Here is an 11,527-nt window from a genome sequence, read left to right as displayed (position 1 = left end):
TGGCGCCATGGATGGCGCCATCGAGCCCCCAGGGATGGGTTTACGGCGTGTCCTGCCCACCCACACCGCCCCGCCAACCAAGCAACAACCCAGAGCCGCCTTGGCTTCGGCCGTTGCCTTTGCCTGAAAAAAGCGGTGCAGCCGCAGGCTGCAAAACACCTCAATCCTGATCCTGCGCGCGTGCCGCCTCCGCCTGGGTCTCTTCCTGCGCCGCCATCTCGCGTGCGATCCACGCATCAATCATGCGTCGCTGGCGCTGCGCCTGCCGCCGCTCCCGCGTGTACTCCTGGTCCAGCACCCGGTACAGCGACACCATCACCAGCACCATCAGCAGCGCGAATGGCAACGCCGCAATCGTGATCATGCCCTGCAACGCCTCCAGACCACCCGCCAGCAGCAATGCGCCCGCGATCAGTGCGATGCCCACACCCCACGCAATCTTGTGCCTGCGCGATGGCTCACCCGCATCGTCGGTGGACATCGTGGCCAGTACCAGTACCGCCGAATCGGCCGAGGTCACGAAGAAGATCATCAACAATACCAGTGCGATGCTCGACAGCAGCAACGGCAGTGGCAGGCTGTCGAACAGGGTGAACAGCACCGTCTCATAGCCGTTGCCCAGTGCCTGCACCAGGTCGGCGTGGCCGAAGATCTGCGACCAGATTGCGGTGCCACCGAAGACCGAGAACCAGAAGAAGCCCAACAGGGTTGGCGCAAGCACCACACCCACCACGAACTCGCGCACGCTGCGCCCGCGCGAGATGCGCGCGATGAAGGAACCGACAAACGGTGCCCAGGAAATCCACCACGCCCAGTAGAAGATCGTCCAGTCCGCCACCCAGGTGCTGGACGAGAACGGCGACATGCGCAGGCTCATGGTCACCAGCTGGTTGAGGTAGGAGCCCAGCGTGGTGGTGAAGGTGTTGAAGATGGCGCCGGTCGGGCCGAGCACCAGCACCAGTGCCAGCAGCAATGCCGCCAACGCCAGATTGACGTTGGACAACCACTTCATGCCGCGGCCCACGCCACTCAGCGAGGAGGCCATGTACAGCACGAACGCCACTGCGATGATGGTCAGCTGCAGCGGTATGCCTGCGTGCAACCCGAACACCCGTTCTACGCCGGCGGCGATCTGCACCGTACCGAAACCCAGTGCCGTGGCTACGCCGACCGCGGTGGCGACCACGGCGGAGATGTTGACCACCTTTCCGATCCAACCGCGATGGTGGCGGCCGATGATCGGCTGCAGCATGTCGCTGATCTGGCCACCGCCGTTGCGGTTGAACTGGAACCAGGCCATCGCCAGACCGATCAGCGCATAGATCGCCCACGGATGCAGGCCCCAGTGGAAGAACACGTAGCGCATGGCGGCACGCGCGGCATCCATGCTCTGTGGCGCAATGCCTTCCGGTGGCTTGGTGAAGTGTGAGATCGGCTCGGCCGCGCCCCAGAACACCAGGCCGATGCCCATGCCGGCGGCGAACAGCATCGACATCCAGCTGGCGCGCGAAAATTCGGGTTCGGCGTCTTCGCCACCGATGCGCAGGTTGCCGAAGCGGCCGAAGGCCAGGTACATCAGGAACACCAGCGCCAGGAACACCACCAGCAGGTACAGCCAACCGACGCTGCGGATGACATCAGCCAGCGCCGCCTGCACGACGGTATTGAAGGGGCCGGGCGCGAGGCCGGCCAGCAGCACCAGGACAAGCACCAGTGCGATGGAAATGCGAAACACCATGAAGGAGCTTCTCCGATCAAGGGAATGAGGGGAGCGAGCGAAAGCTTGCAGGGAGTAGGCCGGCGACAGTGTGCGCGCACCGGACAGGCACCGCGATGGCGGCAGGGAAAGCGCCACGTGCAACGGTGCGGCGCGCGTGCACGTTACTGAATGCGACGTCACGGTTCTGTTAACGCGGGTGCGGCAGATCTGCGCCCTGCGTGGATGAACGGGCAGAAGGTCGAGTGGTTTCTATGCTCTAATGCCCACCAAGAAGCGGGGGTACCGCGGCCTTGTGGCCACGGTTGAGATAGTCCCTTGGAACCTGATCCGGCTCATACCGGCGTAGGGAAGCTTTGCAATGCAGCCGTACCCGGAACCTGCCCAAGGAGCGCCTTGGTGCCGTCCGTGCGCGGGTGCAGTGCGCCGCCGCTTCGTCCCTGACCTTCCTGGACGATGCCCGATGAACGCACAGCTCTCCGCCCTGCAGCAACAGGCCCAGCAACTCTCAGAATCCGTGACCCGGCCGATACCCGGCTCGCGCAAGATCCACGTGCCTGGCTCGCGCCCGGACCTGCAGGTGCCGATGCGCGAGATCGCGCTGACCCGCACGCCGACCGTGTTCGGTGGCGAAGAGAACGCACCGGTCACCGTCTACGACACCTCCGGCCCGTACACCGATCCGGACGTGCGCATCGATCTGTCTGCGGGCCTGCCGGCACTGCGCCGTGGCTGGGTGGAGGAGCGCAACGACACCGAACAGCTCGACGGCCTCAGCTCCTCGTTCGGCCGCGCGCGCGAGCATGATCCGAAGCTGGACCCGGTGCGTTTTCCCGCGCGCAGCCTGCCACGTCGCGCGCGGGCCGGCGCCAACGTCACCCAGATGCACTATGCGCGCCGCGGCATCATCACCCCGGAAATGGAATTCGTGGCAATCCGCGAGAACCAGCGGCTGGAAGCCATCCGCGATGCCGCACTGCTGCAGCAGCATCCTGGCGAGGCATTCGGTGCGTCGATCCAGCAGATCATCACCCCGGAATTCGTGCGCGAGGAAATCGCCCGCGGCCGTGCGGTGCTGCCCAACAACATCAATCACCCGGAAAGCGAGCCGATGATCATCGGCCGCAACTTCCTGACCAAGATCAACGCCAACATCGGCAACAGCGCGGTGTCCTCGGGCATTGCCGAGGAAGTGGAAAAGCTGGTGTGGGCGATCCGCTGGGGCGGCGACACGGTGATGGACCTGTCCACCGGCAAGCACATCCATGAAACGCGCGAATGGATCATCCGCAATTCGCCGGTGGCGATCGGTACGGTGCCGATCTACCAGGCGCTGGAGAAGGTCGACGGCCGCGCCGAAGCGCTGACCTGGGAGATTTTCCGCGACACCCTGATCGAACAGGCAGAGCAGGGCGTGGACTACTTCACCATCCATGCCGGGGTACTGCTGCGCTATGTGCCACTCACCGCCAGGCGTGTTACCGGCATCGTCAGCCGCGGCGGTTCGATCATGGCCAAGTGGTGCCTGGCCCACCACAAGGAAAACTTCCTCTACACGCATTTCGAAGACATCTGCGAAATCATGAAGGCCTACGACGTAACCTTCTCGCTGGGTGATGGCCTGCGTCCTGGCTGCATCGCCGATGCCAACGATGCGGCGCAGTTCGGCGAGCTGGAGACGCTGGGCGAGTTGACGAAGATTGCATGGAAGCACGACGTGCAGACCATGATCGAAGGCCCCGGCCATGTGCCGATGCAGCTGATCAAGGAGAACATGGACAAGCAGCTGCGCGAGTGTGGCGAGGCACCGTTCTACACGCTCGGTCCGCTGACCACCGACATCGCACCGGGCTACGACCACATCACCAGCGCGATCGGTGCGGCGATGATCGGCTGGTTCGGCACTGCCATGCTCTGCTACGTCACGCCGAAGGAGCATCTGGGCCTGCCCAACCGGCAGGACGTGCGCGACGGCATCATGGCCTATCGCATCGCCGCCCATGCTGCTGACCTGGCCAAGGGGCATCCGGGGGCGCAGGTGCGTGACAACGCGCTGAGCAAGGCACGTTTCGAATTCCGCTGGGAAGACCAGTTCCACCTCGGCCTGGACCCGGAGAAGGCCAAGGAATTCCACGACGAGACCCTGCCCAAGGACGCGCACAAGCTGGCCCACTTCTGTTCGATGTGCGGCCCGCATTTCTGTTCGATGAAGATCACCCAGGACGTGCGCGAGTACGCCGAGAAGGGCATGCAGGAAAAGTCCGAGCAGTTCCGGGCGGCCGGCGCCGAGGTGTACCAGCAGGGCTGATCGCAGATGGGCAGTGCCGGGTCATGCCCGGCACCGTCCAGTCACCCAACTCACCGACATGCCGCTATCCTCGCCCCATCGTTCCCCGGGGACACGGAACCATGCCCATTGCCGTCACCACCCGCTGGCTGGCCATCGCCCGCCGTCATCCCTCTGCCTGGCTGCTCGGCGCACAGCTGCTGTCGGTACTGCTGTACCCGGCATTGGACGAAACCGCTGCCGGGCGCGCGGCAGTAGGCGTATTCGGCATGGCCGTGCTCGGCCTGGCACTGTGGGTGGTGCAGCGCAGCCCGCTGGGGACATGGCTGGCGTTGGTGCTGGCCATCCCGGCGGTGGTGTTTTCCCTTTCGGCGGCCCTGCTCGACCGGCCTGCACTGGGCATCACCGCGCAGCTGCTGGAAAGCCTGCTGTATTTCTACACCGCCGGTGCGCTGATCGCTTACATGCTGCAGGACCACAAAGTGACGCGCGACGAGCTGTTCGCCGCCGGTGCCACGTTCACTCTGCTGGCATGGGCATTCGCTTTTACCTTTGCCGTATGTCAGCAGTGGTATCCGGGCAGTTTCCAGGGCGCCAGTGGCGGCGCGCAGCGCACATGGATGGAGCTGCTTTATCTGAGCTTCAGCTTATTGTCGGGGGTAGGTCTCAGCGACGTCGTGCCACTGCATCCGCAGGCCCGCGCGCTGGTAATGCTGGAGCAGTTTTCCGGCGTCATGTACGTAGCGCTGGTGGTTTCGCGGCTGGTTGGCCTGACCATGCTGAAACGCTTCTGAAAATGAACGCCAGATAAAAATATCGCGCCCAAAAGGGCGCGAATGATGATGCGTATTATGTGAATGCGTCGGCGAGAGAGAGCCTGATGTCGACCACGCGATAGGCGAGGTAACTCGCATAGGCTAATATCCGGAGGCTTCGTTTTTTTTGCGGTATGCGCCGATGCTTTGTGCGGAATCTGGCTTCTTGCTGTGCCAAGGATGGGAAGGGATCGATGGTGAACAGTGTTTGCGGCCTGTTTCAGCCCCATAGCAACGAATGATCAACAGCGAAATCCAGTCGCCTGAATCCGACCGCGTCCGCGTCGGTGAGTGCATCGTTACTTTGTCCTCGCGTGAGGTCGAAGTCGCCGGTGCCCGCCGTACACGCCGTTTGACGCCCAAGTCGCTGGGCGTGCTGCGCATGTTGATGCGGCAGCCGGGGCGGGTGGTGACCCGTGACGAGCTGTTCGCCGAAGTGTGGCCGGACACGCTGCCGACCAACGATGTGCTGACCCAGGCCGTGACCCAGCTGCGCAAGGCGTTCAGCGTCGACGACGACAACGGCCAGGCGTACATCGAAACCATCGCCAAGACCGGCTACCGCCTGCTTGTGCCGGTGCAACCGCTGGCGGACCACGAGACCGATGCGATCGCCGTTGTAGAGGACTCGACCGCATCACAGCCGCCTGCGCCGGATGCCGTGGCCGCCGCCGGCGTGCCGGTGGTTGAACGCGGAAGCCGCCGCTGGCGCCGTCTGCGCCGTCGCTTGCTGCTGGCGCTGGGCGTGGTGATGCTGCTTGCGCTGGTGGTGTTGAGCGTACTGCTGCTGCGCCGCCCGGCGCCGGTGAATTCTCCGGTGGATGCGGCAGTGGAGAACGGCACGCGGGTGATCGGAAGCCCTGAGCGGCCGTATCGATTGATTACCGCGACGGCCGGTTTTGAGACCTATCCCACACTTTCTCCTGATGGATCGCAGGTCGCCTACGAAGGCGCCAACGACGATGGCACCGGCGGCAACGCTATCAAGGTGCAGACCTCCGGCAATGCCCCCGCGCGCCAGCTGCTGTCGCCACCGGCAGGTGCCAGCGACCGCTTCCCGAACTGGTCGCCCGATGGCCGCGAAATCGCCTTCGCCCGCTTTGGTGCCGATGCCAGCTGCCAGGTGCTGATCGCCAGCGCCACCGGCGGCGCCGTGCGCCAGGCCACGCGCTGCGACGGCACCGAGCTGCTCAGTTTCGACTGGACGCCCGATGGTCGTGGCCTGGTCTTCGGCAGCATGGTCGGTCGCTATGCCCATCGCGGCATCCGCGTGCTCGATCTGGCCACCGGCCAATGGCGTGCGCTGGAGTACGCTGTCGACGAGGATGATTTCGACTACGCCCCGCGCTATTCCCCGGATGGCCGATGGCTGGTGTTTGTCCGCAACCCCCAGCTGGGCGACCTGTGGCGGATGCCTGCCAGCGGCGGCACGCCCGAGCAGTTGACCACCGAATCGGCCGAACTGCGTGGTTGGGCGTGGCTGGGCGACGGTCGGCATATCGTGTTCGGTCGCCGCGTGGACAGCGAAGCACGCCTGTACTACCTCGACGTCGAGCGCCGCACGCTGCGCGACGCCGGGCTCGACGATGCGCAATGGCCGGCAGTGTCCCGCCGCGGCGACATGCTTGCGTTCGTGCATCGGCGCGCGCAGTTCGGGGTGTTCAGGATGCCCGCGCAGGGCGGTGCCGGTGAGCGCCTGTTCGCCTCCAGTGGCCGCGACGGGCAACCGATGGTGGCACCGGATGGGCGGCAACTGGTGTTCAGTTCCGATCGTTCCGGCAGCTTCGCCCTGTGGTGGGCCGACATGCAGCGGCCGGAGTCGCTGCGGCCGATCGAGGGGCTGAAGCCCGAGGCACGGCAGGCGCCCGACTGGTCGGCCGACAGCCGGCATCTGCTGGTGGTGGGCCGCGATGAGCATGGCGAAGCGGTTGTCTACGAGATCGCACCGCGCGATGAACAACTGCATCGCCTTCCGGTTCCCGCCGAGCAGCCATTGCAGGCGTTGTACGGCGCAGACGCGGAGCAGCTGCTGGTGGTCGAACGTGATGCCGACCAGCACACCCGCTTGAGCCTGTTCGACCGCAGCGCGCAGCCATGGCGGCGGTTGGCCAGCCTGGAAGGCGTATCGCAGGCGCGTTTCGACCGCAGTACCGGGCGGGTGCTGTTCACCCGGCTGGCAGCCGGTGGGCTGTGGTCGGTGGACGCAGCGTTGACTCCTGCCAGCGTGCAGCAGGTCAGTGAGGACCGGCCCAGCCGCTGGCGCTACCGGACCTGGACGGTGGCCGGCAACGGCAGCATCGACTACCTCGGCAGCAGTGCCAGCTGTGGCACGACCCTGGTCCGTATCCAGTCCGGACGCGAAGAAGCCGAGCGTTGCCTGGACGCCCAGCGGCTGAGCGCGGGCAATGGACTGAGCGCCAGTGCCGACGGAAACAGCCTGTACCTGGCCCTGGCCATCAGCGATGGTGCCGACATCGGTGTGATGCGACTGCCCGAACAACCGCCCGCACTGTTCCCGGCATTCTCCAAATTATTGATCTTGAACGAGAAAGGGCCTTCGTAATTTCTTCGTGACGATCTCGCCGCGAATTCGTGGCGATCTCGGCAGTCTTTCCTGACGCGCTGTCACCTCATTTGGCAAAACGGAGGCCTGTACTTGGCAAATCCGTGGTGCCCCTATGCGTCAACTCTCGCTGGCCGACCGTGGCCAAACCGTATCCCTGGACAAGGCGATCGACGATGTCGCGCCGACCTGCATGGGGGTTGCCCGCCTCGGCAGCCTGCAGACCGCCGGCACCAGTTTCAGCGTCTGGATGCAGGTGCGCGGCACCTCGTGGGTGGAAGCCAAGGAAGGGCGGTTCCGGCTTCGCCAGGGCGAGTGGATCGCGTTCGAGAAGGAGTCCAGGCCGCTGGTCCAGGCCGGACGCAACGGCTTGTGCGTGGGCATGAACCTGAACGTGGAAGCGCTGCGCGTGCTGACCGAAATGGCCGACTGCGGCCTGTACGCCGGTCGTGGCCAGATGAACCGCGCTGATGCGCGGGTGGCGCTGCGCCTGTGGCGTGACGCCCTCGCCAGCGGGCAGCCGGCGCAGGCACTGCGTCCGTTGCTGCTGCATCTGGCCGGTCTGCAGCGCAGCCTGGCCGACAACGTACAGCGTTGCCCGGGCCGCTCGCGCAGCCGCAAGCGCCAGGTGTTTGGTCGCATGCAGCGCGCGCGCCTGTATCTGGAAGGCAACAGCCACCGTGTGGTGCGCATCGGCGAACTGGCCGAGCTGACCAACTTCTCCAGCTGGTATCTCTCCAAGACGTTCCAGAGCCTGTACGAGGAAAGCCCGCAGTCGCTTTCGGCACGGTTGCGCCTCGAACGTGCGGCCGATCTGCTGCGCGATACCGACATGATGGTCGGCGAAGTCGCTGCCGCCAGCGGTTTCGACAACTGCTGCAGCTTCGCGCGTGCCTTCCGCGCCCGCTACGGCCAGTCCGCCTCGCGCTTCCGCGAGAATGACGGACAGCTTCCGCCACACTCCGCAAAGTCTCCGGTTGTGTCGCGCAAATACAGCGCTGCAACGCAATCGTAACGTGCTACGGCGTTTTAACACGCTACTAACACGTACCTTGGAGAGATTGATGAACGTTCGTATTCCTGCAGTGCGGCTCGGCTTGTTGCCGGCCGGCATTGCGCTTGCCTTGGCACCGTCCTTCGCTTCGGCGCAGGACGCAGCTGCCGGCGGCACGACCGACCTGGACCGCATTTCGGTCACCGGTTCGCGCATCCGCCAGGCGAGCATGGAAACCGCGCAGCCGGTGATCGCGCTGCAGCGCGCCGACATTGAAAAGCAGGGCTTCACCAGCGTTGCCGACATCGTCCAGAACCTGTCGGCGACCGGTTCGCCGGCGATCAGCCGCGCCGATGCCCTGAGCTCCGGCGAAGAAGTCGGCGGCCAGTACGTCGACCTGCGCAACCTCGGCCCGGAGCGCACCCTGGTGCTGCTGGACGGCAAGCGCATGGGCACCAGCACCGGCGGCTACACCGACCTGGCCTCGATCCCGACCTCGGTCGTGGAACGCATCGAAGTGCTGACCGACGGTGCATCGGCCATCTATGGTTCCGACGCCATCGCCGGCGTGGTCAACATCATCACCCGCAAGAACTTCGACGGCCTGGAAGCCAGCGTCTACGGTGGCCAGTACGGCCAGGGCGACGGCCAGAAGCAGGTCTACAACTTCGTCTACGGCCAGACCGGTGAGCGCGGTTCGATCACCTTCGGCGCCGAATACAGCAAGGAAGATGAGGTCCAGGCCAAGGATCGTTCCTTCAGCCGCTACCCGAACGGCCGCTTCCACCCGTTCCCGACCGACGACGATGCCAATGGCTGGTCGCCGGCGTCGAACCAGGGCGTGCTGATCGACGACATGGGTACCCCGAAGGACGCCAACGACGATATCTGGTACACCCGTGCCAATACCGGTGCCGGCAACGGCATGGGCGACTTCCGTGAGTTCGGCACCGCCGACTACACCAATGCCAGCCAGGAAATGTGGCTGCAGAACAAGCTGACCCGTCGCTCGGTCTTTGCCAACGGCAACTACGACCTGACCGACAACATCCGCGCCACCGCGAACGTGCTGTACACCAAGCGCACCGCGACCTCGCAGATTGCCGGCTACCCGTACCAGTCCGAGGTCTATGGCACCCCGCTGTCGGCCGACAGCATCTACAACCCGCTGGGCAAGGACGCGAACTTCATCCGTCGCACCTCCGAGTTCCCGCGCCAGACCGAATCCGAGCAGGAAACCTTCCGCTTCTCGGCCGGCCTGGAAGGTTCGTTCGAGTTCGCCGACAAGTTCTGGGACTGGGACGTGGGCTACGTCTACAACCAGAACAAGGGCGTCAAGACCGGCACCGGCAACCTGTTCATCCCGAACGTGCAGAACGCCGTCGGCCCGTCCTTCATGGACGGCGACGTTGCCCGTTGCGGCACCCCGGGCAAGGTGATCGCCGGTTGCACCCCGTGGAACCCGCTCGCACCGTACGGCTCCACCGGCAACGGTTCGCTGGCTGACCCGGCACTGCAGGCCTACCTGTTCCTGCCGAGCCACGACACCTACACCAACACCACCAAGGCCTACAGCGCCAACATCTCCGGTTCGCTGTTCACGCTGCCGGCCGGTGACCTGGCCATCGCTGCCGGTTACGAGCACCGCCAGGAAAGCGGTGAGTACAACCCGGATGCACTGCTGCAGTCGGGCCTGAGCACCGACCTGGCCGGCGCACCGACCAAGGGCAGCTACAAGCTCGACGAGTTCTACGTCGAACTGAACGTGCCGGTGCTGGCCGACATGCCGTTCGCCAAGGAACTGTCGCTCGACATGGCCGGTCGCTATTCGGACTACAACACCTTCGGCGACACGATCAACAGCAAGTTCGGCCTGAAGTGGAAGCCGATCGACGACCTGCTGGTGCGTGCGACCTATTCGACGGGCTTCCGCGCGCCGAATATCGCCAACATGTACGGCGGCACCTCGCAGACCTTCGACGCCTACACCGATCCGTGCGACAGCAGCTTCGGCTCGGCTTCGCGCAATCCGTCGGTTGCCGCGGCCTGCGGCGCACGTGGCGTTCCGGCGAACTTCCGCCAGATCACCTCCGGTGGCGCACAGTCGACCGGCCCGGGCACCCAGTCCTACAGCGCCTTCGAGTCGGGTTCCAACCCGGAACTGCAGCCGGAAACCTCCAAGACCTGGACTGCTGGCCTGGTCTACAGCCCGAACTTCGTGCAGGGCCTGGACGTCAGCCTGGACTGGTGGAAGATCCGCATCAACAACGTGATCGCCGCCGAGTCGGTGACCTCGATCCTCAACCAGTGCTACGTGCTGGGCGTGGCGTCGGCGTGTGACCGCTTCAGCCGCGGTACCGAAGGCCGCACCGTCAACCAGGTGGTCGACGTTACCCGTACCCTGATCAACGGTGGCTACCAGGAAACCGCAGGTTACGACCTGGGCATCAAGTACCGCCTGCCGGAGTTCTCCTTCGGCAAGATCGTGGTTGACTGGAAGACCACCTACGTCGATTACCTCGAGTACAAGCGCGACAACGAAGCCGAGACTCCGGTCGAGCAGCACACCAGCTGGGCAACCGGCGACTGGGGTGCGAACTTCCGCGTCCGCTCGAACCTGAATGTCGATTGGAGCCTGGGCAACCTGGGCGTCAACTGGGCCGTGCGTTACTACTCGAGCATGAAGGAGCCGTGCTCCTACGACACCGAGTGCAACCTGCCTGACTTCAACTCGGCCTACACCCTGGGCCAGCCGACCCGCAAGGTTGGTTCGAACACCTTCCACGATGTGCAGGTGCGTTACACCCTGCCGTGGCAGGCTACGGTCTCGGTCGGTGCCAACAACGTGTTCAACCACGAAGGCCCGGTCATGTACAGCCAGCCGAACTCGAGCTTCTCCTACTACGGTGGCTTCGACATCGGTCGCTACTACTACATGAAGTACACCCAGCGCTTCTGATCCATCGAAGCGTGACAGCAGAAAGAGGGGGGCGGGCCGCAAGGTCCGCCCTTCTTGTTTGTGCGGTCGAGCAACGCGGCTGTCCACGCCGCGCGCGCCGAACCCCCGGTCACCGACGGTTGATCCACGTCTCCAGTAGATCCACGCCATGCGTGGATGAACGTCCGGCACAACGAAAAAAGGCAGGCCACA

Annotated in this window: 6 protein-coding genes and 1 riboswitch; of the genes, 5 read left to right on the top strand and 1 reads right to left on the bottom strand. The window is 64.7% G+C overall.

Features of this window, described 5'->3' with window-relative positions; genetic code table 11:
- Window positions 1–160: 160 nt before the first annotated feature.
- Entirely contained in the window at window positions 161–1,738 is a 1,578-nt protein-coding gene (locus AC3WTC_RS13605) for a BCCT family transporter (protein WP_080149882.1), read from the bottom strand.
- A 247-nt stretch (window positions 1,739–1,985) separates the two neighbouring features.
- Window positions 1,986–2,087: riboswitch (TPP riboswitch) on the top strand.
- Window positions 2,088–2,180: 93 nt separating this feature from the next.
- Between AC3WTC_RS13605 and thiC the strand changes: the two genes are divergently transcribed.
- The 5 genes from thiC to AC3WTC_RS13580 all read left to right on the top strand — a co-directional run bounded on the left by thiC (window position 2,181) and on the right by AC3WTC_RS13580 (window position 11,335).
- Window positions 2,181–4,025, top strand: coding sequence for a phosphomethylpyrimidine synthase ThiC (thiC, locus tag AC3WTC_RS13600; protein ID WP_025874155.1), 1,845 nt, complete (start codon window positions 2,181–2,183; stop codon window positions 4,023–4,025).
- Between the two features lie 101 nt (window positions 4,026–4,126).
- Window positions 4,127–4,798, top strand: coding sequence for an ion channel (locus tag AC3WTC_RS13595; protein ID WP_032976761.1), 672 nt, complete (start codon window positions 4,127–4,129; stop codon window positions 4,796–4,798).
- A gap of 259 nt (window positions 4,799–5,057) precedes the next feature.
- The gene (locus AC3WTC_RS13590; RefSeq protein ID WP_025874157.1) at window positions 5,058–7,382 is read left to right on the top strand and encodes a winged helix-turn-helix domain-containing protein; all 2,325 of its coding nucleotides are present in this window, start codon (window positions 5,058–5,060) and stop codon (window positions 7,380–7,382) included.
- A gap of 115 nt (window positions 7,383–7,497) precedes the next feature.
- Window positions 7,498–8,397, top strand: a complete 900-nt coding sequence (locus AC3WTC_RS13585) for a helix-turn-helix transcriptional regulator (protein WP_025874158.1) — start codon at window positions 7,498–7,500, stop codon at window positions 8,395–8,397.
- Between the two features lie 49 nt (window positions 8,398–8,446).
- Window positions 8,447–11,335 carry a TonB-dependent receptor domain-containing protein gene (locus AC3WTC_RS13580; protein ID WP_059065027.1) on the top strand — a complete coding sequence of 963 codons (2,889 nt, stop codon included), beginning with the start codon at window positions 8,447–8,449 and terminating at the stop codon, window positions 11,333–11,335.
- Window positions 11,336–11,527 lie beyond the last annotated feature (192 nt).

The organism is Stenotrophomonas sp. FW305-C-20-S1 (genome assembly GCF_058783335.1).
Note: the sequence above shows the minus strand (reverse complement) of the source record. Positions and strands in the feature narration are given on the sequence as shown.